25 protein-coding genes are annotated in these 23,500 nt (G+C 38.9%); 16 read left to right on the plus strand and 9 right to left on the minus strand.

Features of this window, described 5'->3' with window-relative positions; all coding sequences use genetic code 11:
* The first annotated feature begins 1 nt into the window (after position 1).
* A complete protein-coding gene (locus BK584_RS24410; RefSeq protein WP_169870995.1) occupies positions 2 to 178 on the plus strand; it encodes a hypothetical protein in 177 nt (58 codons plus the stop codon).
* A gap of 319 nt (positions 179 to 497) precedes the next feature.
* On the opposite strand, the gene BK584_RS01700 is transcribed toward BK584_RS24410, so the two are convergent.
* Positions 498 to 1,121 (minus strand): lytic transglycosylase domain-containing protein, encoded by a 624-nt coding sequence (locus tag BK584_RS01700; RefSeq protein ID WP_078390983.1) that lies wholly within the window; start codon positions 1,119 to 1,121, stop codon positions 498 to 500.
* A gap of 127 nt (positions 1,122 to 1,248) precedes the next feature.
* Between BK584_RS01700 and BK584_RS01705 the strand changes: the two genes are divergently transcribed.
* From BK584_RS01705 to BK584_RS01725, 5 genes are all read left to right on the plus strand, one after another.
* Positions 1,249 to 2,550 (plus strand): FAD-dependent oxidoreductase, encoded by a 1,302-nt coding sequence (locus tag BK584_RS01705; RefSeq protein WP_078390984.1) that lies wholly within the window; start codon positions 1,249 to 1,251, stop codon positions 2,548 to 2,550.
* A 4-nt stretch (positions 2,551 to 2,554) separates the two neighbouring features.
* Positions 2,555 to 3,538 (plus strand): class I SAM-dependent methyltransferase, encoded by a 984-nt coding sequence (locus BK584_RS01710; protein WP_078390985.1) that lies wholly within the window; start codon positions 2,555 to 2,557, stop codon positions 3,536 to 3,538.
* Between the two features lie 367 nt (positions 3,539 to 3,905).
* The gene (locus tag BK584_RS01715; RefSeq protein ID WP_078390986.1) at positions 3,906 to 6,743 is read left to right on the plus strand and encodes a 2-oxoglutarate dehydrogenase E1 component; all 2,838 of its coding nucleotides are present in this window, start codon (positions 3,906 to 3,908) and stop codon (positions 6,741 to 6,743) included.
* 14 nt (positions 6,744 to 6,757) lie between these two features.
* Entirely contained in the window at positions 6,758 to 8,014 is a 1,257-nt protein-coding gene (odhB, locus tag BK584_RS01720; protein ID WP_078390987.1) for a 2-oxoglutarate dehydrogenase complex dihydrolipoyllysine-residue succinyltransferase, read from the plus strand.
* An 83-nt stretch (positions 8,015 to 8,097) separates the two neighbouring features.
* Positions 8,098 to 8,298, plus strand: coding sequence for a DUF6501 family protein (locus BK584_RS01725; protein WP_078390988.1), 201 nt, complete (start codon positions 8,098 to 8,100; stop codon positions 8,296 to 8,298).
* 39 nt (positions 8,299 to 8,337) lie between these two features.
* Here the strand turns inward: BK584_RS01725 and BK584_RS01730 are convergent, their stop codons facing one another.
* Positions 8,338 to 9,924 (minus strand): ABC-F family ATP-binding cassette domain-containing protein, encoded by a 1,587-nt coding sequence (locus tag BK584_RS01730; protein ID WP_078390989.1) that lies wholly within the window; start codon positions 9,922 to 9,924, stop codon positions 8,338 to 8,340.
* 211 nt (positions 9,925 to 10,135) lie between these two features.
* On the opposite strand from BK584_RS01730, the gene BK584_RS01735 reads away from it, so the two are divergent.
* Together BK584_RS01735 and BK584_RS01740 are read left to right on the plus strand one after the other, a co-directional pair.
* On the plus strand, positions 10,136 to 10,330 hold the full coding sequence (locus BK584_RS01735) for a hypothetical protein (protein ID WP_078390990.1): 195 nt from the start codon (positions 10,136 to 10,138) through the stop codon (positions 10,328 to 10,330).
* A 41-nt stretch (positions 10,331 to 10,371) separates the two neighbouring features.
* Complete coding sequence (locus tag BK584_RS01740) at positions 10,372 to 10,839, plus strand: hypothetical protein (RefSeq protein ID WP_078390991.1); 468 nt, start codon at positions 10,372 to 10,374, stop codon at positions 10,837 to 10,839.
* Between the two features lie 92 nt (positions 10,840 to 10,931).
* Here the strand turns inward: BK584_RS01740 and BK584_RS01745 are convergent, their stop codons facing one another.
* On the minus strand, positions 10,932 to 11,756 hold the full coding sequence (locus tag BK584_RS01745) for an aldo/keto reductase (protein ID WP_078390992.1): 825 nt from the start codon (positions 11,754 to 11,756) through the stop codon (positions 10,932 to 10,934).
* Positions 11,757 to 11,906: 150 nt separating this feature from the next.
* Here BK584_RS01745 and BK584_RS01750 point away from each other — a divergent pair, with 150 nt between their 5' ends.
* From BK584_RS01750 to BK584_RS01765, 4 genes are all read left to right on the plus strand, one after another.
* Positions 11,907 to 13,001, plus strand: coding sequence for a PQQ-dependent sugar dehydrogenase (locus BK584_RS01750; protein ID WP_078390993.1), 1,095 nt, complete (start codon positions 11,907 to 11,909; stop codon positions 12,999 to 13,001).
* A 120-nt stretch (positions 13,002 to 13,121) separates the two neighbouring features.
* Positions 13,122 to 15,236 carry a DNA helicase RecQ gene (gene recQ / locus BK584_RS01755; protein ID WP_245808786.1) on the plus strand — a complete coding sequence of 705 codons (2,115 nt, stop codon included), beginning with the start codon at positions 13,122 to 13,124 and terminating at the stop codon, positions 15,234 to 15,236.
* A gap of 77 nt (positions 15,237 to 15,313) precedes the next feature.
* Positions 15,314 to 15,646 (plus strand): bacillithiol system redox-active protein YtxJ, encoded by a 333-nt coding sequence (gene ytxJ / locus BK584_RS01760; RefSeq protein WP_078390994.1) that lies wholly within the window; start codon positions 15,314 to 15,316, stop codon positions 15,644 to 15,646.
* Between the two features lie 267 nt (positions 15,647 to 15,913).
* A complete protein-coding gene (locus tag BK584_RS01765; protein WP_078390995.1) occupies positions 15,914 to 16,135 on the plus strand; it encodes a hypothetical protein in 222 nt (73 codons plus the stop codon).
* 80 nt (positions 16,136 to 16,215) lie between these two features.
* Here the strand turns inward: BK584_RS01765 and sda are convergent, their stop codons facing one another.
* The 5 genes from sda to BK584_RS01790 all read right to left on the minus strand — a co-directional run bounded on the left by sda (position 16,216) and on the right by BK584_RS01790 (position 19,125).
* The gene (sda, locus tag BK584_RS25285) at positions 16,216 to 16,359 is read right to left on the minus strand and encodes a sporulation histidine kinase inhibitor Sda (protein WP_078390996.1); all 144 of its coding nucleotides are present in this window, start codon (positions 16,357 to 16,359) and stop codon (positions 16,216 to 16,218) included.
* A 108-nt stretch (positions 16,360 to 16,467) separates the two neighbouring features.
* Positions 16,468 to 16,941, minus strand: coding sequence for a hypothetical protein (locus tag BK584_RS01775; RefSeq protein ID WP_078395342.1), 474 nt, complete (start codon positions 16,939 to 16,941; stop codon positions 16,468 to 16,470).
* Between the two features lie 165 nt (positions 16,942 to 17,106).
* Positions 17,107 to 18,006, minus strand: a complete 900-nt coding sequence (locus tag BK584_RS01780; protein ID WP_078390997.1) for a 5'-3' exonuclease — start codon at positions 18,004 to 18,006, stop codon at positions 17,107 to 17,109.
* Between the two features lie 70 nt (positions 18,007 to 18,076).
* Entirely contained in the window at positions 18,077 to 18,745 is a 669-nt protein-coding gene (gene bshB2, locus BK584_RS01785) for a bacillithiol biosynthesis deacetylase BshB2 (RefSeq protein ID WP_078390998.1), read from the minus strand.
* A 29-nt stretch (positions 18,746 to 18,774) separates the two neighbouring features.
* Positions 18,775 to 19,125, minus strand: coding sequence for a YojF family protein (locus BK584_RS01790; RefSeq protein ID WP_078390999.1), 351 nt, complete (start codon positions 19,123 to 19,125; stop codon positions 18,775 to 18,777).
* Between the two features lie 194 nt (positions 19,126 to 19,319).
* Between BK584_RS01790 and ytvA the strand changes: the two genes are divergently transcribed.
* From ytvA to BK584_RS01805, 4 genes are all read left to right on the plus strand, one after another.
* Positions 19,320 to 20,114: a YtvA family blue-light photoreceptor gene (gene ytvA / locus BK584_RS01795; protein WP_078391000.1), complete on the plus strand. Its 795-nt coding sequence runs from the start codon at positions 19,320 to 19,322 to the stop codon at positions 20,112 to 20,114.
* On the plus strand, positions 20,101 to 20,886 hold the full coding sequence (locus tag BK584_RS01800) for a S1 family peptidase (RefSeq protein ID WP_078391001.1): 786 nt from the start codon (positions 20,101 to 20,103) through the stop codon (positions 20,884 to 20,886). Before ytvA ends, BK584_RS01800 begins: the two co-directional genes overlap by 14 nt.
* A gap of 101 nt (positions 20,887 to 20,987) precedes the next feature.
* Positions 20,988 to 21,122: a hypothetical protein gene (locus BK584_RS25290; RefSeq protein ID WP_281255721.1), complete on the plus strand. Its 135-nt coding sequence runs from the start codon at positions 20,988 to 20,990 to the stop codon at positions 21,120 to 21,122.
* 72 nt (positions 21,123 to 21,194) lie between these two features.
* On the plus strand, positions 21,195 to 22,340 hold the full coding sequence (locus BK584_RS01805) for an acyl-CoA dehydrogenase family protein (RefSeq protein WP_078391002.1): 1,146 nt from the start codon (positions 21,195 to 21,197) through the stop codon (positions 22,338 to 22,340).
* Between the two features lie 132 nt (positions 22,341 to 22,472).
* On the opposite strand, the gene BK584_RS01810 is transcribed toward BK584_RS01805, so the two are convergent.
* Positions 22,473 to 23,471, minus strand: a complete 999-nt coding sequence (locus BK584_RS01810) for a hypothetical protein (protein WP_437182764.1) — start codon at positions 23,469 to 23,471, stop codon at positions 22,473 to 22,475.
* Positions 23,472 to 23,500: the final 29 nt, after the last annotated feature.

Below are 23,500 nucleotides of genomic sequence, written 5' to 3' on the forward strand. Positions count from 1 at the left end.
CATGAATACGAAAGGAAAGGGTTTACTTGTTTCTAGTTGCACTATACTTATGTTTTTTTTCTTTTTAACAGGGTGTCAGCAGGAAGAACCAGCTCCTTCACATTCAGGAAAACCACAATCTTATGAAGAGCCCATTCCAGTTATTTTAGAAGAGGAAGAGCCTATCTACATTCAATAAAGGTCGTGAACTCCACAAAGTAGAGTTTTTATAAGCAACGGAAGGGCTAGTTGAAGTTCGGTATATACCGGACTTTGGCTAGCCAATTTTCGTTTAATCCAATGATACGTGCACGAATTCAAGACTCATGAAGGGGGTTTACCTTATTCAAAATTAGGAAGCAACAGTTTATTAATATGTTGTCTTCACACGAGGCTTTTTTATACATACTTTTAAGATAGGTTTTTTTGACCATACAAAACACCCCAAAGTTAAGTTTTTTAGACTTTAACATTTGGGGTGCCACTCCTTGATATAAGCGAGTAATTGGGTTGCATCTTTATTCTGCATGGTTCTGAAAAGGGATACTAATTAATTCGTATCCTTGTTCAATATACGTTTGGTAATAGTTTAATACTTCTTCAACATAATCTTCGCTTTTGTTGTAAGAGAATAAAGCTTGTTCAAAGTCTCCTTCGGTTGCGCCGTGATCGGCCAAATACCGAGCAGCTGCATGGGCAGAGTCATTTAAATCAAATGGATCTGCTTGACCCGTCCCCTTCGCATCCGTACCATAGCCTTGATGTTCTTCGATTAAGAAGGTATCTGTAATATCAGTCTCTTCATCGATATTACCGATGTCATCAACCCCAGGATACGTCCAACCCACCCAAGTACGGGGCATAAATTGAAAGTGCCCTAATGCACCTACTGGACTGACTAGAGGATCCATTGTTGAAAAAATAGTTTCTACACGATGTACAGAGGCGAGGAGTTCCCAAGGGATTCCATATTCATCAGACGCTTCTTGATAAATTGGTACATATTCTTCTGGGATTTGGTTTTCCGCGATCATTGTTTTATAGACGCCTTGGCGAAATCGATCATTTTGTTCAAACAATAAAACGATAATGATTACACTCATAACACCAAGAAGCGCAATGGAATAGAGCCATTTCCGCATCTGCTTAGTCTCTCCCTATAATAAATTACATTTCTAATACTATCACGACAAACAATAATTTTACACTATAGTTTCGTTTCAACTAAAACGAAATTGGGAATGAGAGTGTAGAAAACGAGGTGGAAGCGTGAAGACAGATGTACTCATTATCGGTGGTGGAGTAGCAGGATTAACGCTTGCTATCAAATTAGTAAAACGCAATATTAAAGTGGCAGTAGTAGAGAAAGACCCCACGCTCGGAAAAGTGTATAAAGGAGAATTAATTCAACCAAAAACAATTCAAATATTTGATCGGTTAGGGATGTTACAACAGTTCAAGGAAGAATGGAATGAATTCTCTGATATAGGTATAACGGAATTTAATCAAGAGAAAAAACCATTGCTTGAACAAACCATGTCTTATAGTCTTTTAAAAAATCCATATAATTACGCGGCTATGATGCCACATAGTTTAATAAAAGCAAAACTAATGAACGAAGCAAAACAGTATAGCACGTATACAAGTTTTCAGCCCGCTACATTTCAAAGGCTGGAAAATGAGCATAAGGCGATCATTAAAAAAGATGGTGAGGAACAAGCAATTGAAGCAAATTATATTATTGGGGCAGAGGGCCTGTCCTCGAAGATTCGTACCCACATTGGAGCTAGTAGATCTAGAGAATTATATAATCACGACTTCTTAACCGTTTCATTTTCAGGTCCAAGTGAGTTACGTATTGGTGAGATGATCTCTACTCAAGATCGATTTCTTGGCTTATTCCCTTTACCAAACAACGACGTACGCACCGTCTATTTGGTCCGAAAAGGTGAGTTTAAGGAAATGAGAAAGCGATCACTAGAAGAGTTTTACAGCCGCTATCTTTCTTTATATCCAGAGTTGGATGGGTATGTACAAAAGGTACAAAGTTGGAAAGACATTCAGTTAATGGTTCCGATAAAACAACACGCAAGCCATTATGTGAAAGACCATTTTGCGCTTATAGGTGATGCAGCGCATAGTGTTCATCCTATGGCAGGTGAAGGGATGAATTTAGCTATACAAGATGCCGATGTGCTGGGAGAATTGATCGGAGATATGTATGAAGCAAATCAACAATTTCATACAAGCTGGTTGACACAGTATGAGCTTGTAAGAAGAAAGCGTGTGTCGGCGGTTCAGAGTTTATCCCATTTGGGGGGCCTCGTCTATGGACGAAGTGGCTCGTTATGGCAACGAAACCGATCGTTTTTAATTAAACGACTTGCACAGAACAAAACGCTATTAAGCAAATATATGTTTACTATTTCCGGCTTAGGAATTTGGCCTTTTTCCATCAATGATGGGAAGCGTCTATTCAAATCGGAAAATGAACGGTATCTTCAACAAAAAATGAATAAGCGAACATTTACAGAAGAAGAGGATTATCCTTGGAAAAAGAAGATGAGGTGAATAGATGGCGATTGGTGAATATTTAAAAGTGTGGAATGCGAGAAAATGGATGAAGCAAACAGAGCCATTCCTACAAACTTGGCATGCTCACTTAGGATATAGTTTAGATTTATTTCAGCATTTTAAGCGAAGTTCAGCTGTTGAGAAAGTAGCAAAAATATATGATTTAGATGAGACACTTTTAAAAAGGTGGGTTGAAGTCGGAATAGCGGTAGGTCATTTAGAGCAAAAAAGAGGAAAGAAAGTTCGCACGAAACGAAAAATAATAAAATACTTAACAAAGGAAAGCAATCAGTCAGTAGGTGTATTGCTCGAAGAAATGTTCGAATTGCATATCCCAACATTGCTTAGCTATAAGAAGCAGCTCTCAAAAAAAGAAACTGAAAATGGACCTGAAATGGCAGATATGGTTGCAGAAACATCTAGTTTATTAGAAACATTAACATTACCAAAAGTGACTACTGTGTTAAAGACAAGAAAGGTCAAATCAGTTCTTGATGTTGGTTGTGGTTATGGCGGATATTTAAAGCGGCTAGCAGGCAAATTTCCAAAGATTCAATTCGATGGAATTGAAGTCGATCAAGATGTGTGTACACGAGCCGTTGAAAGCAATCATTTTGATAATGTTCAAATTGCCCAAGGCGATTTTTATGAAATAACACCAGAACAACCATATGATGCAGTGATGCTTAACAACATTCTTTACTATTTCCCAGTAAAAGAAAGACTCTCCATGTTAAAGCGAGCATCCTCCATAGTGAACAAAAATGGAACGTTAATTGTCATTTCACCAATAGCTGACGGAAAACACGGGAAACGTTTTGCGAGCGCTTTTAATAGTTTTATGACCGCTCATGAAGAGATGCATCCTTTGCCTACCAAAAAAGAATTAATTGAATCAGCACGTAAAGCTGGATTTAAGTTTATTGAAGCTAAGCCGGTAGTAAAAGAGGGCGGTTGGTATATGCTTACGTTTCTTCATAAATAGAATAAAAAAGTAAACAAAGAGACTCTTTTATAGAAGGCAGCATGAAAAAGGGTGGGAGCCAAGCTGAAAAAGAGAACTAATAAGGGTTAAAAAAACGCGGGTGAACAGCCTGCAACACTCGAAAGAAAGCGCTTTATGACGAAATAGGCAGAATCCTCGATAAAAAAGCTAGATTTTCGTGCGCAAACGCGCTAAAATTTAAGTGACCAATTTCCTCTCGGTTTTTAAGTTATTTTGTATCTTTTAAAGATGACTAGAAGCGAAATTTTTGAGTAAACCGCTGGGAAATGGTAATATAGTTCTGTAAGCGCTTGAAAATAGACGTTCGCAAATAGTGCGAACAATCGTTGTAGGAGGTTTAAATCACATGTCCAGCAAGGAACACAGCCCGGAAAAGCCTTGGCAGGAATTTTATGGTCCTAACCTTGGAGTCGTGATTGAGCTGTATGAGCAATATGCGGAAGACCCGAACTCCGTGGATGAAGAAACACGTGCTCACTTTGAAAAATGGGGCCCGCCAGCTTTAGAGGAGAAAGTCAGCTCGTCTAACGCAAGTGAAGCAGGTGCAATCGGGGCGGACATGATAAATGCAGTCGTAGGAGCGGTGAAGCTGGCCGAATTTATTCGTGCCAAAGGTCACTTAGCGTCAGATATTCAACCGATTTGGAAAAATCATAAGAATGATGATCTGCTAAGCTATGAGCGTTTTAATGTAACGGAAAATGAGTTAAGGAAAGTGCCAGTCAAATTGATTTGCCCAGATGCACCTTCTAATGTAACGAATGGGCTTCAGGCAATTGAACATTTGCGCAATGTGTACACAAAAACAATGGCAGTTGAATTTGGTCATGTGCAAGACGAAGAAGAGCGGGAGTGGCTGCGTCGAAAAATAGAGTCACAAACGTATGCTGATCAACTTTCTCAAGAAGACAAGCGAGCACTACTTGAACGGTTAACTTCAGTAGAAGGTTTTGAGAAATTTATCCACCGTACATTCGTTGGGCAAAAACGCTTTTCCATTGAAGGTGTAGATGCTTTAGTACCGATGCTTGATAAAGCTATTGGAGAAGTAAGAAAAGAAAAAACGGACCATGTCATGATCGGTATGGCGCATAGAGGACGACTAAATGTGCTTGCTCATACATTAGGAAAACCGTTTAAAGCCATTTTTGCAGAGTTCTTGCAAGCTCCGAATAAACTCATTGCACCGTCTGAAGGTCTTGGAGAAACGTATACAGGCTGGACTGGCGATGTGAAATATCATTTAGGAGCAGATCGGCAAATTTCTGATGATGACCAAGATGAGACAATCGTTTCTTTAGCAAATAACCCGAGTCATTTGGAATTTGTATCACCTATTGTGGAAGGGTATGCACGTGCAGCTCAGGAAGACCGCAGTCAAAAGGGTGTTCCGATGCAAGATACGACACGAGCATATTCCATTCTTATTCATGGAGATGCCGCATTTCCTGGTCAAGGAATTGTAACTGAAACGTTAAACTTGGGTAGACTTAATGGCTACCATGTTGGTGGATCGTTGCATATCATCGCTAATAATAATATTGGGTATACAACAGAAACGTATGATTCACGTTCAACTACATACGCGAGTGACCCGGCAAAAGGATTTGAAGTGCCAATTGTGCATGTCAATGCAGATGATGCAGAAGCGTGTGTAAAGGCGGTTCAATTTGCGGTTGAGTATCGTCGTCAGTTCAAAAAAGACTTTTTGATTGATTTGATTGGTTATAGACGTTTTGGTCACAACGAAGGTGATGAGCCTGCAGTCACACAACCCGATCTATATACACAAATCCGTAAACATCCGACTGCTCGGGCCATTTATGCTGAACAGCTAAATAAAGAGAGCGTTATCTCTGCTGAAGATGCTAAAAAACTAGATAATGACATGTATGACTATCTGCTTGAAGAGTACAACAAAGTGAATGCAGATAAAACAGAACGGAAATATGAACTTAGTCCGCCTGATTTCATAGTAGACGGATTACCGAAAATTAAAACAGGTATTGAAAAAGACAAGCTAATTTCATTTAATGAGCAATTACTGGAATGGCCAGAAACATTTAAACCAAACCAAAAGCTTGAAAAAATCTTACAAAGACGTGCGAAAGCGTTTGATGGGGATGGTAGCATCGATTGGGGCTTAGCAGAAGTACTTTCTTTTGCTTCGATTATTCATGATGGTACACCGATTCGTTTGAGTGGTCAAGATACAGAAAGAGGAACATTTGCACACCGTCATCTTGTTCTTCATGACAGAGAGACTAATGAAACCTATACACCTTTACAATCTTTTGAGGATGCGAATGCTTCTTTTGCAGTTTATAATAGTCCTCTTTCAGAGCAAGCTTGTGTAGGTTTTGAATACGGATACAATGTATTTTCCAAAGAAACCCTTGTTCTTTGGGAAGCGCAGTTTGGTGATTTTGTTAACGGTGCACAAGTGATTTTTGACCAATGGGTTTCCGCAGCGCGTGCTAAGTGGGGTCAAAAATCCGGGTTGGTCATTTTGCTTCCTCATGGTTACGAAGGAGCAGGTCCTGAACATTCAAGTGGTCGTGTGGAGCGGTTCTTAAGTTCTGCCGCTGAAAACAACTGGACGATTGCTAACTGTACATCTGCTGCCCAATATTTCCATATACTACGTCGCCAAGCGAAAATACTACAAAAGAATACCGTGCGACCATTGATCATCATGACACCAAAAAGTTTGTTGCGAAACCAAGCAATTGCTTCTGAAACGTCTATGTTTACTGAAGGTGAATTTCAATCCATTATGGAAGAACCAAACCTTGGGAAAAATAGAGAAGCGGTTAAACGAATTATTCTTTGTAGTGGAAAATTGGCTGTGGAACTTCAGGATTACGTCAAGAAAAACGACGAAGACTGGAGTTGGGTACACATTATTCGTGTTGAGGAATTATATCCATTCCCAAGACGTGCGATACGTGAACTATTAAAAGAGTTTCCTAATTTAGAAGAAGTCAAATGGGTTCAAGAAGAGCCGAAGAATATGGGCGCATGGACGTTTATGGAGCCTCGTATTCTAGAAATCCTTCCGCAAGATGTTCCACTTAGTTACATTGGTAGGACTCATCGTTCTAGCCCGGCTGAAGGCGTATCAAACGCACATAAGTTGGAACAAAAACGCATCATTTCGGAGTCATTGACCCGCAAAAACTAAGGAGGCTTTTTGAAGTGACTGAAATTAAAGTACCAGAACTAGGAGAATCGATTACAGAAGGAACGATCTCACAGTGGCTTAAAGAAGTAGGCGACTATGTTGAACAAGGCGATTTTATCGCAGAACTTGAGACAGATAAAGTAAATGCAGAAATACCTGTTGAAACATCTGGTGTTATTAAGGAATTCAAACGTGAGCCAGGTGATACGGTTGAAATTGGCGAGGTAATCGCTATTATTGATGAAAGTGGTACTGCAGGTGGAGAGTCATCTTCTTCCGAAAGCAAATCCGAAGAGAAAAAAGAAGAGCCTAAAGAAGAAAAGAAACCTGAAAAAGAAGAAGTGAGAAGTGAGGAAGAAGAATCTACAAGCAACAATCGCCCACTTGCATCTCCTGCGGCTCGTAAATTAGCTCGTGAAAAAGGGATTTCGCTTGATTCAATTACACCAACAGATCCGACAGGTAAAATTCGCCGTCAAGACATAGAGGCACATACTCAAAAACCGAAAAAAGAAGAAGCTCCTAAACAAAGCAAACAACCAGAAACGAATAATACTGGGGAAGTTGGTAAGCCAGTAGAGCGGGAGAAAATGTCGCGTCGCAGACAAACGATCGCTAAACGTCTAGTTGAAGTTCAACAAACATCAGCGATGCTAACAACGTTTAATGAAGTTGATATGACTGCTGTTATGGATTTGCGTAAGCGTCGCAAAGATGCATTTTTAGATAAAAACGGTGTGAAATTAGGGTTTATGTCTTTCTTTACGAAAGCAGTTGTTGGTGCCCTTAAAGAATTCCCATTATTAAACGCGGAAATTCAAGGTGATGAGCTATTAATTAAGAAATTTTATGATATTGGAATCGCTGTATCAACAGATACAGGCCTTGTCGTGCCAGTCTTACGTGACGCAGACCGTCTAGGTTTTGCAGGTATTGAAAAAGGCATTGGTGAACTCGGTAAAAAAGCACGAGATAATAAATTACAACTTGGAGATATGCAAGGAGGAACGTTTACCATTACAAATGGTGGAGTGTTTGGTTCCCTTTGGTCAACGCCGATTTTAAATGCGCCTCAAGTAGGTATTTTAGGTATGCACAAGATTCAAATGCGTCCAGTAGCGATTGATAATGAACGTTTTGAAAATCGTCCAATGATGTATTTAGCATTATCATATGATCACCGTATTGTTGATGGTAAAGAAGCAGTAAGTTTCCTTGTAAAAGTAAAAGAATTAATTGAGGATCCAGAACAGCTGTTACTTGAAGGTTAATAGTCGAATTGAAGAGGCTAGCTTGCTGGCCTCTTTTCTTGTACAATAAAAGAGACTTATGTTGTAAGAAGGAGGGAATACGTATGATCCATCAAACATGGACAGATGCGCCAACAATTCGAACATTGACATGCGTGCATACGGATGCTAAAAAATATGTGGTTAATGAGGTATTAACTGTTGGTAAACAATACCCACTTAAAAATGAAACAGACGAATTTTACTTTGTTATCGATAATACCGGCAAGATTGGCGGTTTTTACAAAGAGTACTTCGAAGGATAGAAAAACCGAGTGCTACATTAGCACTCGGTTTTTTTGACGTTATTTTGCTACTTTCAAATATTCCTCATAAGAATCTTTATCAATAATCCCGTCACTCGTTAACTCAATGACGCGATTTGCAATCGTACGGATAAACTGTTGGTCATGAGAACTAAAAATCATTGAGCCTTTAAAGTTAATTAACCCGTTATTTAGAGCTGTAATGGATTCTAAATCTAAGTGGTTTGTAGGCTCATCAAGCAAAAGCACATTGGCACCGCTTAGCATCATCTTTGAAAGCATACAACGAACTTTCTCGCCTCCAGATAGTACATTAGCTTGCTTAAGGACTTCTTCACCAGAGAATAGCATTCTCCCTAAGAACCCGCGTAAGAACGTCTCACTATCATCTTCAGGAGAAAATTGACGCAGCCAATCCACTAAGTTTAATTCGTTTCCTTCAAAGAACTCCGAGTTATCTTTAGGAAAATAAGATTGAGCGGTGGTAATACCCCATTTATAGGTACCACTATCTGGTTCCATTTCACCTGTTAAAATTTTAAATAAAGTTGTTTTAGCAACGTCATTTGCACCTACAAGAGCAATTTTATCATCCTTATTCATACGGAATGAAACGTTGTTTAACACTTGCACACCATCAATTGTCTTACTAAGCTCTTCCACAACAAGCAAATCATTACCAATTTCGCGTTCTGGCGTGAAATGGATGTATGGATACTTACGTGAAGATGGTTTGATATCTTCAAGTGTAATCTTTTCTAACTGTTTCTTACGAGACGTTGCTTGCTTTGATTTAGAGGCATTTGCGCTAAACCTTGCGACAAAGCCTTCCAATTCTTTAATTTTTTCTTCTTTCTTCTTGTTCTGATCTTGCGCTAACTTTAAAGCTAGTTGACTGGATTCATACCAGAAATCATAGTTTCCTACAAACAACTCAATTTTTCCAAAGTCAAGGTCAGCAATATGCGTACATACATTATTTAAGAAATGACGGTCATGGGATACAACAATAACCGTGTTCTCAAAGTTAATCAAGAAATCTTCAAGCCATTGGATTGCTTTTAAATCTAATCCATTTGTAGGCTCATCAAGAAGTAATACATCAGGTTTTCCAAAGAGAGCTTGAGCTAAAAGTACTTTAACTTTATCAGACTCTGCGAGTTCAGATAATGTTTTTTCATGCTTATCTTCACCAATACCAAGTCCTTTTAAAAGAACGGCTGCTTCCGATTCAGCTTCCCAACCATTTAATTCAGCAAATTCTCCTTCTAATTCAGCAGCACGCATGCCGTCTTCATCAGAGAAATCTTCTTTCATATAAATGGCGTCTTTCTCTTTCATTACTTCAAATAGACGCGCGTGACCCATAATAACTGTAGAAAGCACTTGCTCGTTTTCATATTCAAAGTGATTCTGTTTTAAGACAGTCATACGAGAACCAGGCTTCATGGAGACATGGCCCATTTGTGAATCTATTTCTCCAGAGAGAATCTTTAAAAAGGTTGATTTTCCGGCACCATTCGCACCAATTAAACCATAGCAGTTACCAGGGTTAAATTGAATATTGACGTCTTCAAATAGTTTGCGACCACCGAATTGCAAACCAACGTTCGATACTGTAATCATAAAAAAAGCCTCCTACAATAAGCAATTAAGGAATGACATTGTTTGCTTTTGTTGTTTTTTATCCATATCTAGTTTACCGTCTAAGGCCACCAGTGTAAACGAAAACGGGACATTTTATACGAAAACGTTAAAATTTACGTCCACGGAAAGGTGTTAAAAGAAAAAAGGTGAATAAAATCCTGTAAGAGAAGGTGAGAAGGAGGCATAAACCATGAATTTAAATTATTCCATTTATCGATCAAATGAGTGGAAAGAAGTAAACGAATTTATAAAAGTGCTTAATAAAAAGTTATCTCGTCCCTGCGATGAATGGACAGTCCTGATTAAGAATTCTAATAAGTTAATAGCGATCTTCCAATTTTGGACGTATTCTTTCTATAAAAAGTGGTTTACGCTGACATCATAGGGCAGCAAAATGCACCTACACAGTTAAAGGAAATGGTGGCAATGACAAAACAAATAGTAGGGATAAAAAAACCACTACAAATACTGGTTCATGAAGATAACGAAAATTGCTTATCACAAGCAGGGTTTGCATTAGTCCGAACGACTTATTTTGCAGCGTGGACTTTAAAAAACATAAGGGAGGCAAGTGAAAATCAATGTTATCGTCAAGTAAATAACTTAACGACTGAAGAGAAGATTCAATATATAAAATTAGTTAAAGGCAATTACGAACATAGTCATCTTATGAATCCGATTCGAAATCTTGGCTTACAGGAGTGGGAAAAACTTATATTTGCAGAGGATCTGCTAGATGAAGAGACACTTCTTATATTTAATCAAAGAATACGTGCCTATATTCAATGTCATTCCAGCGCTCAACCAACTAAAGTAGAAATTGGTTGGGTCGGACAAGATTTGAGTGAGGACTGCGTTTCCATATACCAATTGATGCGTAAAAAAGACTTTTAGCTGCTTTTCCGTTTTATGTAACAGAAACCTATTATACATATCAAGAAAGGTTTTAAAAAAAGCAAATCCAATTGGATTTGCTTTACCTTTTTTTAACGTGCATGCATGTCACTCGGATTGGATCCACGGCGTTGATTGCGATCCAAACGGTTGATAGCAGCCATATTTTCTTCTGTAAGCTCAAAATCAAAGACATTAAAATTTTCTTCAATTCGTGATGGTGTTACTGATTTTGGAATAACGATTGTGTTGTTTTGTAAGTGCCAACGCAATACAACTTGTGCAGCCGTTTTTCCATGCTCATTTGCAATTTGTACAACTGTTGTATCACTAAGTACTTCCCCGCCCTGATCAAGTGGACTCCAAGCTTCTATATAAATATCATGCTTCGCACAAAAATCTTTTAATTCGTTTTGCGCTAAATAAGGATGGCATTCAACTTGGTTTAGTACGGGTGGAATATCACATTCATTAAGAAGACGTTCAAGATGCTCGATATGGAAATTGCAAACTCCAATCGCTCGAACTTTACCGTCTTTATATAATTTCTCCAACGCCTTATATGTATCTATGTACTGATCAAAATCAGGTGTTGGCCAGTGAATTAAATATAAATCCAAGTATTCTAAACCAAGGCGCTCCATGCTTGCGTCAAATGCTTTTAAAGTAGCATCATAGCCTTGATCCGCATTCCATACTTTGGTGGTAATAAATAAGTTATTTCGATCAATATTTCCATCTTTGATTGCTTTTCCAACACCGGCTTCATTTTTATAAATCATGGCAGTGTCGATTGATGTATAACCTGTTTCTAGGGCTTTTGCAACTGCTGGCGTCGCTTCTTCATCTTTTACTTGCCAAACACCAAAGCCAAGCTGTGGCATAGTAATGCCGTTATTTAATGTGACAGTTTTCATCTACAGATCACTCCTAAAATAGATTTGACTATTTTTTCAGTATACAACAGTCAGATTATAAGGGAAAGAAACAAGTCTTGAAAGATGAATGATAGGTTTTAAAAAAGTTGAAATCGTTTATAGAAAGGATAAAGGAAATGGAGGTATTGGATGAATAGATGGATACTATTAGCAGGTGGAATGTTTATGCTGTCGGCTTGTACACAGGAGAACGAAAGTACTACCAACAATAGTGAAGACGACGGAATGACACAAGAATCGGGTCCAGATACTACTATGGATATGACAACTTTAGCTGATCAACTTAAAGCACCATGGGCAATTGTAAAAGGAGAGGAAGTGTTTTTTGTTCCAAGACGTGATGGCACCATCTATGTTATTAATGAAAATGGTACCGTCAGTGAACAACCAGTCTACTTGGAAGAAGATGTAGAACAAGAAGCGGAGTCAGGTTTGTTAGGCATGGTTTTACATCCGGAGTTTGAAGAGAATCAAACCGCATTTCTTTATCATTCATATGAGAGTAACGAGGGTATTGAGAATCGGATTATTGAGACTAGGTGGGACGAAGAAAACGAAGAGTGGAATGAGGTAGATGTCCTTTTGGATGGCATTCCTGGCGCGGGGATACATAATGGAGGGCGCTTAGCAATTGGACCGGATCAATTGCTTTATGCAACGACAGGCGATGCAGATCAAGAAGAACTTGCGCAAGATGTTGACAACCTTGCAGGAAGTATTTTGAGAATGGAGCTTGACGGAGCAATTCCTTCTGACAATCCATTTGAAAATTCTGTTGTCTATTCATATGGTCATCGAAACCCACAAGGATTGGCGTGGGTAGAAGATGGAACAATGTTTAGTTCGGAGCATGGTCCGGTAGGTCACGATGAAATTAACGTAATTGAACCTGGAAGCAATTATGGATGGCCAGAAATAACTGGAGACGAAACGAGGGATGGAATGATGCCCCCGCTTATCCATTCTGGGGAAGATACGTGGGCACCTTCAGGATTAACGGCAGATAAGGATCAGTTATATGTGGCAGGGTTACGTGGGGAAGCGATCTATCAATTTGCCCCTGATGATGAGAATTTAGTTGAATTGATTGATGGGGTTGGTCGTATTCGTGATGTTCATGTAGAAGATGGTGTTCTATATTTCATTACGAATAACACTGATGGACGAGGAACTCCGAGTGAAGAAGATGATCAGTTAATAAAATGGGAATTGAATAAATTATGAGAGAAGGCTAAGTATCTTTATTTAGCCTTCTTTTAATGGAGTTTATACCAATTCATTGTTATCTGTTTTATACTTAATAAGATAAAGTTGATTGAATGAAGTGAGGAAGTGGTTCAAAAAATGATCCAACAAAAAATGGAACAAGCAATACAGACGTTGGAGACGTTTTATGGGTATTCGTCTTTCCGTAAAGGTCAAGAGCAAATTATTCGCTCTTTACTGACTAACAACGATGCACTAGTTGTTATGCCTACAGGTGGAGGAAAGTCATTATGCTATCAAATCCCTGCTCAAGTTTTAGGTGGAACAACACTTGTTATTTCTCCCTTAATAGCATTAATGAAAGACCAAGTCGATGCTGTAAATCAAATTGGAATACGAGCAACATTCGTGAATAGTGCAATTTCAAAAGCAGAAGAACATGCTAGATTGACTCAGGTTGCATCAGGGGAAATAACGCTTCTCTATGTCGCACCTGAACGCCTCTATGATCCTGCTTTTCAAAACGCCTTAAAACAGACACCAATTTCTTTAATTGCGATCGACGAAGCACATTGTATGTCGCAGTGGGGTCATGATTTCCGCCCTAGTTATTTGCGAATAGCTGAGTGGATCAATGGATTGCCTTATAGACCACCTGTAGTGGCGTTAACAGCTACTGCAACACCTGAAGTGGCAGAGGATATTTGTTTACGTTTAGGAATTGATGTAAACAACCAGCATTATACAGGTTTTAAACGGGAGAATTTAACGTTTCGATTGTTGCGAGGTGAAAAAAAAGACCGTTTTATTATGCAATACGTTGAAGCGAAAAAAGGGCTGTCAGGTATTGTTTATGCATCAACTCGTAAAGAAGCTGAACAGATTTACCGCCAATTAAGGAAGCAACAGACAAATACAGTCCTCTATCACGGTGGTTTAACGGAAATTGAACGGACCGAAGCCCAGGAAGCGTTTGTCCATGATGAGGCAGATGTTATGGTTGCAACAAATGCCTTTGGTATGGGGATAAATAAGTCGAATGTGCGCTTTGTTATTCATGCAAACTTGCCGGGTACGATTGAAGCATATTATCAAGAAGCGGGTCGTGCTGGTCGAGATGGGGAAGAAAGTGAATGTGTCCTTTTATACCAAGCTCAAGATATTCAAACACAACGTTTTTTCATTGAACAATCAAATGGAGAACTGGAAAAAAAAGAGAATGACTTTGAAAAGCTACAATTTATGAATCGATATGCTCATACAAACCAATGTTTGGAACAATTTATTTTAGAGTATTTCGGAGGTTCAGAGAGTGAGCCTTGTGGCAAATGTAGCAATTGTACAAAGGAGGGGGAACAAGAGGACGTAACGAGAGAAGCTCAAATGGTCCTCTCTTGTGTTGTACGAATGAAGGAACGGTATGGAAAGTCAATCGTTGCTCAAGTATTGACTGGTTCAAAAAATAAAAAAATAGAACAGTTTCATTTAAATAAACTACCTACGTATGGTCTAATGAATAAGAGAACGGCAAAAGATGTACAAGCCTTTATTGACTTTTTGCTTGCCGAGGGATTCATCGGTTTAACACCAACGTCATATCCAACATTAAAAGTGTTAGAAAAGGGTGCGGCTGTTTTAAAAGGCGATGCAAAAGTGAATCAATACAAAGAACATATTTCGAGTCAACAAAACAACATCAATGATCCTTTGTTTGAGCAGTTGCGATTAAAGCGAAAAGAGCTAGCCGAAAAACAAGGGGTCCCACCATATTTAATTTTTTCTGATAAGACTTTAAAAGAGATGGCTACGGTCGTTCCAAAAACAAATGAAACATTAGCAACCATCTCTGGAGTTGGAGCACATAAGTTGGAGTTATATGGTGAGGCGTTTTTAGATTTATTACGCTCCACAGACATACAGGTAAGTACAGTCATCTCTACCCAACAAAAAGGGAAGGCGAAGCTCAATGTGGACGAAGCAATTCAACTATATAATGAGCACAAAAGCCCATCAGAAATCGCCGAAGAACTTGGTTTCTCTGAACAAACGATTATTAAACATTTGATTGAAGCGGAGAAAGATGGTCGAGCCTCTGACGTTTTAAAACTTGTAACAGAAGAAAAACAAATAAGGATAAAAGAGGCTATAAATGAACATGGAACTGAGTTTTTAAAGCCAATCAAAGAAAGAGTTGGTGAAACGATCTCTTATACGGAGATTAAAATTGTGATGGAACTTGGGGCGAACGTGTAGGCGGCTTGTTTGCAATCGAATAATTGATTATGGTACAACCATACGTAGTGACTACATCGTGAAAGGGTCGATTAAAAGTGGGACAATTAAAAGAGCTAACAACAGTTGAAGAATGGGAGCAATTTCTTATTGGTTCGAATGAAACAGTTTCATTATTATTTAAACATAGTACACAGTGCCCGATTAGTGCAGAAGCATATGAGGAATTTCAAAGCTTTGCGAACGAGAATGAGCAATTTCAATTTGGAGTAGTAAAAGTCATTGAGTCTCGTCCAGTGTCTAACCAAATAGCAGAAAAGCTAGAAGTTGTTCACAAGTCACCACAACTATTCGTCCTAGAGGATCAAAAAGTAAAGTGGACAGAATCACATTGGAACATAAAACAACAATCAATTCAAGACCATGTATAAAACGAGCTTTATTGCTCGTTTTTTTTCTTTGCAGCATGATCTTGTTTCATGATGCAATAATACGTAAATAGTAAAAACGCGATCACGAGTAAAGAACAGATTCTTTTAGTCACGGAAAACCAATCCAAATCAATCACTCCTTAACTAAAGTTTAACCAATTCATACCTGTCCATTCACGGAAAAAGCCTGTTTTATAAGATTCAAGACAAACAAACAAGACAAGGTATCGAGTGATGCATACATTGAAAGTCAAGGAGGTGTTTTTGATGGGTCCGACAGTTTACGCAACCTCTCTCTTTATTTTCAGTTTGTTAGGAATTACGGGAGCTTTTACTGCCATACTCGCATTTTCATCTGGCTGGAGTATTTGGGCTGGACTAGCATGGCTTTTTGTTGCGGCACTTTCTGTATTGGCGATCATAGTGACTGATATAGTTCAAAGGGTTTTTGAGATAGAAGCTCGTTTAGATGAGGAAGAAGAAGAATAAAAAGCGACGAAATGTCGCTTTTCTAAAGGAATTGGTAGAGCTAGATAGAATGAATAGGGTGAATGACTGATGGGAAATATTCAACTGTGTTTATTCTTAATAGGAGTTATCTTCCTTTTTGCAAGTTCCTTTTCTAAAATAGAGATAAAGTCCTTTTCTAAATTATTTTGACATGCTTTTTTATACGCCTCTAAGAGTACCGAATTGGTTAATTGATTCAGCATTTTTATAGACTCTCCTTTAAATCCCTAATTTATTTATTGTTTGTACCCAAACAAAATGATTATTAAACTAGTAAAAAACGACAAAAACCTAGCATTAGCTGCTAGGTTTTACATACCGGTCCAGTACACTTGGCCGGCTTTTTCTGTTTCATCGACAAAAACAGAAAAGGAATGTTTCTTATAAAAATGTGTGAGTCTATCCAAATGACCCCAGTCACGTTTAGCCAAATCTCCAGTAATTTTACAGTTGTTTGACCAAGCTGTTTCTTTTAAATACTCCATACAAATTGAACCGAAACCACGACAAGGTTCTCCTTTGATATCACCGATAAATAAATGATGGCTGTCCTTGTACTCTACTTGCAAAGCAAAGTCCCATGAACCTCGATATGGAGAAGTACAATCATTAATCATAAACTGGAGTGTGCTGCCTTCCTCTTTTTTGGATACAATCACCCATTCTTCTCCTGCTGTTTGTTCAATGCCAATCACTTCTTTATGTTTTTCTCGGGCAATATCTTTAACTTGTTGTTGCATACGAAGAAGCTGTAATTCAGTTTCATTTGCTTCTCGTATTTCCATTGTTGTCACCAAATCACTCCTAAGTTCATTTTCGCCTATATCATTATAAATGAAGTGTTGAATAAAAGCAAAAAAAAGATCTGACAGAGTAGGGAACTAAGGTTAAGGTAATAGTGGGTTTAAAGAAGGTCCAGCAAACTACGTTGGTTTGCTGGACTGAATTGTTTAAGAAACAAAAGCGTGGAAATCTTCAAAAGGAACGCGAATCGAAATGCGGGTTAGTTCATTTTCAACATGCTGTCGATTTAATGATAGCTTTAGGTTACTGCATTCACAAATATCAGGAATATCACGAATAATCGTAGCGAGTCGCTTGGAAAGTTCAACTTGAGCTTGACCAGCAATGAGTTTTTTATAGGCTCGTTGAAAAAGGGGACTGAGTTGATCAATTTGTTTATACAAAGAGTCAACTGAACCATAGGCAGAAATTAACGGCAAAGCTGTTTTCTCTCCAATGCCTAAGCAACCAGGTATATTATCGCTAGGGTCCCCTAACAATGCTTTCACATCAACCCACTGATATGGGTGAATACCAAATTCTTCTTCAAAAGAAGCCTTTGAGTAAATAAGTTCCTCTTTTTTCTTGCTTATAATCTGGTGAGTTTGATCACTCACCAATTGAAGTAAGTCCCGATCATTGGAATACATCAAGCAAGGTCCGTCCATTTCTTTTTCCCAATTTGCCGTAATTGTACCTATGATATCATCAGCCTCGTAAGGAGACATCGTTAACTGTGGAATTCCAATTGTTGTGAGGATTTGTTGCAAATGGATAAACTGTTCAATTAAAGGCTCGGGAAGTTCACCTCTTGTTTGTTTATAAGGTGGATATTCTAGTCTGCGGATCGATTCTTCACGAGGGACATCCCAAGTAACAGCGCAATGAGTAATGTTATGTTGGCGAATAAGTTTAAATAATTTTTGCAAGAATACACGAAGACCATTTATCACTTGTCCTTCATCATTTCTTTCTAATTTATCAATGGGGCGATTATAACTTGTTGCAAAATATCCTCGACTAAGTAAATTAAAACCATCGATAAGCAACAATGCATTTGTTTTCAAATTAAACCATTCCTTTGTTGGATAATATAACGAACCCCATAACTATCTAAAAACCGCTGAATGGCGGTTTTTAGATAGTGGTATACGTCCAAAAACGTTCTTGAGTTAATCGATCTACAGCTTCTTGTACGCCATCATGATAAGCTTTTTCAAGGCCAGGTAGAGTCCATGCAAGTTGAGAAGCATGGGCCCGGAGAGTATCTAGCTTGAGCAATGCATAATTTGATACATCGTGTACAACATCAGCTTTGCCAATTTCTTCTTCATGATTGTTTGAGAAAGCAACCGCATGAAAAACCGGGCGCTGTTCTTTAGGTAATTCAGCTAATGCGTCAACCACAGCTTCACCCGTTGCATCATGATCTGGATGGACCGCATAGCCCGGATAAAAAGAAATAACTAGTGATGGATTTAATTCAGAAATTAAATTGAGTACGATGTTTTTAAGACGGCCAGGCGTTTCAAATTCGATTGTTTTATCTCGAAAGCCGAGCATCCGGAGATCCGTTATTCCCATGACGGATGCGGCATTTTTTAATTCAGATTTACGAATTTCAGGGAGTGATTCTCTTGTAGCAAATGGAGGGTTCCCAAGATTTCTACCCATTTCTCCCAGTGTCAAGCATGCATAGGTAACAGGCGTTCCAACATCAATGTGGGAAGCGATTGTTCCGGAGACGCCAAACGCTTCATCATCTGGGTGCGGAAAGATGACCAATACATGTCTTTCTTTTTTCATAGTATAACTACTCCTCTACTAAGTCCTTGTTAATTATCAAATGGGGTATGTGAAAGTTCAAGGGCGATGGCCAACTTGCCATCTGTTCCATGTCCGGCAAGCAACAAACGACCTTGTTGATCGACTTCATAATGAGTTAAGCCCTCGCCATAAACCCAGCCGATTTCAAGTTTTAAGCCTACGCGGTAAGGCCCATCTCCTGATATTTTGCCGTTTGCATAAGAAATATTTGCGTTACGGATATAGGCGCTAGCCGAAAAAAAAGATTCATCAAAGTGCGATGCGTAGGCCCCGTTTGTTGTTTCCAAATGTAAGTAAACTTTTTCGTTCGAGAACGAATCAATATGTTGTTGAACTTTTTCTTTATCGATTAATTCCACGTAGCATCCTCCAGCACATTCTAGATTTTCAACCTAGTTAAGATTGCTTTTATTTGTATCTATATTATTATAAGCGAATGAAGCGCTGTGTTCAATTTAGAAGGTTTTACGGAGTAGAAGTGGATTAAATGGAGATGGAAGTCATTGTGATGATATAATAGGCATTAACTGTACTGTAGTAGGAGGTTTATTTAATGCTAGACAAGATAATAAAGCAAGCAGAATTATTAATGAAAGTACTTGACTACACGCGGGTTGGGGTTTTGGTGACAGACCCTGATCAAGAAGACAATCCGATTGTTTATATGAGTGAAGGTTTTACAAAAATGACGGGGTATTCGAAAGAGGAAGTATTAGGTAAGAATTGTCGTTTTTTACAAGGAGAGGACACGGATCGAAAACAAATTACATTGATTAAAGAAGCAATCGCAAAAAAGGAGCCTGTTTTAGTGGAGATTCTAAATTATACAAAGGATGGTCACCGTTTTTGGAATGAACTAACAATCGATCCTGTATACTTAGAAGAAGAGGACAAGCTCTATTTTGTTGGTGTACAGAGAGAGATTACAAAACAAAAACTTGCTGAAAAAGAATATAAACAATCTGTCCAACAGATTCGCTCGATCTCGACACCCATTGTCCCGCTTTTAGATGGACTTGCTGTTTTACCATTAGTGGGAGAAATGAACAAAGAACGGTTTGATTTAATGTTTGATTCCGTTACTTCGAACGCAGTTAAGCTTTCCATTAAACAATTGTTAATAGATGTTTCTGGATTAACAGAATATGATGCTTTTATCGTTGAAGGCATTTATCAACTTCGAGATGTATTGAGGCTCATTGGCACTGAATTAATCGTATGTGGCATGTCATCTGAATTAGCCATGCAAGCAGTTACAATTGATGGCAACAAACTAGATTCTATTCGTACCTCTAGGTCAGTCCAACAAATATTAACGGAAGCATTTGAAGTCAGTGCCAAAAAGTAAGCAGGATGATCTGAATGAGGAGCCCTATACTCATGATGAAATGGAGCACGAAGAGCCGCTAATAGAAGCATTTGAAGAAGAGGAATTAAAGAATAAGTCAAGTGGGATTCGTAAGCTTGTTATTCGTCTGGTTGCTGCTGTTATTACGGTTGCGATGATCGTTCAAGCTGGTTCTTTTTTGCTGGAACATTTTAGTTTAGACGCACTGCGCTTTATGAGTGAGAGTGAAGAACTTACGGAAGATGGTTCATTTGAGGAGTTTGAAAAGGCAGTGGTCACTGTACAAACCGGCTCTGGTCATGGTACTGGCTTCGTTATTTCTGAAACGGGTGAAGTCTTGACAAATGAACATGTTGTCCGTGATGCCGGTCAAATTCATGTTGCTTTTTCAGACGGTACGATGCATGAGGCTGATGTTGTAAAGTCTGATCCGAATTATGATTTAGCATTATTGCATATTTCAGATGAAACAAGTTTCCCGGCATTATCTCTTGCAGATGTGCCTGCAGAAGCAGAGGATCGTGTATATGTTATTGGACATCCCTTAACTCATTCTTTCATTGTAAATACAGGAAAGGTGAAAGAATCTACGAGTTCTTTTCAAGTGATTGAAATAACAAATTCTGTATTTCCTGGTCACAGTGGATCTCCTGTATTGTCTGTAGGTGGAGAGGTAGTTGGGGTGGTTTATGCAAGGCAGCAAGGTGGGGAACAGAGTGGTGAAGGACTTGCAGTTCCTTTACATCATATACATTCTTTTCTAGATGATTAGTCAGGATTTTTACCCGTTCTTTTTTTGAACGGGTTTTTTAGGATTTAGTTATGTGTGAAAAGGGTATTCTAAGAATGTAGAGTTGAAAGGAAGTGGAAATAATGGCTGAAGACAAAAAAAATTCCTCTAAAACTGGTGAAGAAGAAGTAAAGCGCCAGTTTGATAAATCGTTGGAACAAGGTACTGCAGAGGATGATAAAGAAAAAGAATCAAAAAAGAATAAAGATGATCGTTAAGCATGTGCGCACTCGTACATGCTTTTTTGTGGTATAATTTGACCGGAATAATCGGATAAAGGAGTGGCCATGTTGTCCATCTTGCACAAGCAAACAACAGAAGAAAGAATGCAAGAATTACGCTTGATTATAAAGCCGTTCGCTGAAGTTGGTGAACGTCATGATCAGACTCAAACTGTACCAATTGAAAACATCAATGCATTACGCAAGTCAGGATACACAGCGTTGCCGTTGGAGAGAAAAGTAGGCGGTCAGCATATTTCCCTTTCTGAATTAATTTCGTTGCAGGAAGCAATTGCAACCGCAGATGGACCAACAGCACTTTGTATAGGTTGGCATATGGGCACGATGTATCAACTTGCAACAGAAAAGAACTGGCCAGCTACCACTTATGATCACATTGCCAAAGAGGTTGTTGAAAATGGAGTTTTACTTAACACTGCAGCAACTGAAAAGTCGACGGGGAGTCCTACAAGAGGTGGGGTTTTTACGACTGTAGCCAAAGATTTAGGTACCAATTGGTTGATCAATGGAACAAAAACGTTTACAACCTTAGCTGAAGAACTGGATTATTTTTTACTACTAGCAACGATAGAAGAAAGTAGCCAAACAGGTCTTTTTCTTGTTCCAAAAGGGACCGCAGGTGTCGATATTGAAAAGAATTGGGATATGATGTCAATGGGTACAACAGGCAGCCATGATTTGCACTTAAGGGATGTGTCAATTCCGAAAGAGGGGCTTATTCGAATGCAATCAAGGTCTGGCTTGCCAACAGCATGGCTTTTGCATATACCAGCTTGCTATCTTGGAATCGCCAAATCTGCCTTACAAGAGGCTGTACAATTTGCTAATTCGTATTCACCAAACAGTATTTCTGGGACTATTTCACAGCTTCCACAAGTGAAACAGAAGTTAGGGGAAGCTGCAATTCTTTATGAACAAGCCAGACACTTTCTATACGGGGTGGCAAAGGATTGGGATGAAGGGGATATCGAAGTTAAAAAATCTTTAGCGCCACAATTAATGATGGCTAAATATTCGGTGGCGAATAGTGCCATTCAAATAGTTGATTTATCGATGCGTGTTGTTGGCGCTCATAGTTTAGCTAACTCATCACCATTATCAAGACATTACCGAAACGTGCGTGCGGGTTTACACAACCCACCAATGGACGACAAGACGATAGAAGTAGCTGCAGATTGGATTTTACAGAATTAATATACATGGTTCATTTACGTACATTCAATCGTTTAAAAAGAATAATGCGGAAAAAGCCATTTTACATTTTCTTTTGTCAGTAACTAATCGTTATAAAAACACTCGGTTTATCACACCGAGTGTTTTTATAATCTACCAAATTACAAGAGCAAGAACAGTTGCGACTAAAAGCCCGCTTATAACTGGAATGAAACAAAGTCTTACTAATTCTTGTACATTTACTTTTGCAACGCCGGCAACGGCCACAAGTGATGACCATGCAATTAGAGTCCCACCACCTACCCAAATGGCTCCCATCTGACCAATAGCGGCGAGTGTAGCAGCATCAATTCCCGATACTGGTGCTAAGGCGCCTGAAAGGGCCCCGGTAAGTGGAAGTCCTGAAAAACCAGATCCATCAAGACCCGTAATCATACCGATAGTAAGTAACCCGAACGCCGTCCAGGCGGGATGAGCAGGAATGAATTCTTCACCCGACTGCACTAGGTCAAATAAAAAAGCAGGCGTTTGCTCGACTCCAAGAATAGAAGGAGAAAAGTCATTGCTTCCAAGAAAAAAGAAACCAGCTATTGGGATAACTGGGCCCATTGCTTTAAACGCAAATATAAATCCTTCAACAAGGTGATTGCTGGCATCATCAAATAATTTTTTCGGTCGATCGAAGAAACATATGACGAGAAGCAATAAAGTAGCCATTCCACCTATTAGGGCAGCTCCAGCACCACCCTCAAGCTGCAATTCCGTAAAAAAAGCTGTGTAAAGCATGTAAAGAACAACAGCTGCAAAAACAATTGGAGTAATGAAAGCAAAGGTAGTAGATTTCCATGTAACTTTTGGAACATGTTTAGGTTTGAATTGCTTGAGCCAAGCTTTTGCAGTTTTGTTCGCTTGTTTATTTGTTTGTTTTTTTAACATGTAATACAAAATGCTAATAGCTGTTCCGCCTGTAATTAAGGATAAGACGAGCGCGCGGTCAGCAACATCAGTTACAGGCACACCTGCTGCAGTCGCACTTAGCATTGGCGCAATTTGTATCATATAATCACTTGATAAAGCCATACCTTGACCCGCTATTGCAATTGCAGCAGCTGCAAAAAGAGGCGGTAACCCAGAGCGAATGGCTACTGGGATTAAAAGTGCACCTACTAATGGTACAGCAG

It is taken from the genome of Shouchella patagoniensis, assembly GCF_002019705.1.
Lineage (GTDB): Bacteria > Bacillota > Bacilli > Bacillales > Bacillaceae_D > Shouchella > Shouchella patagoniensis.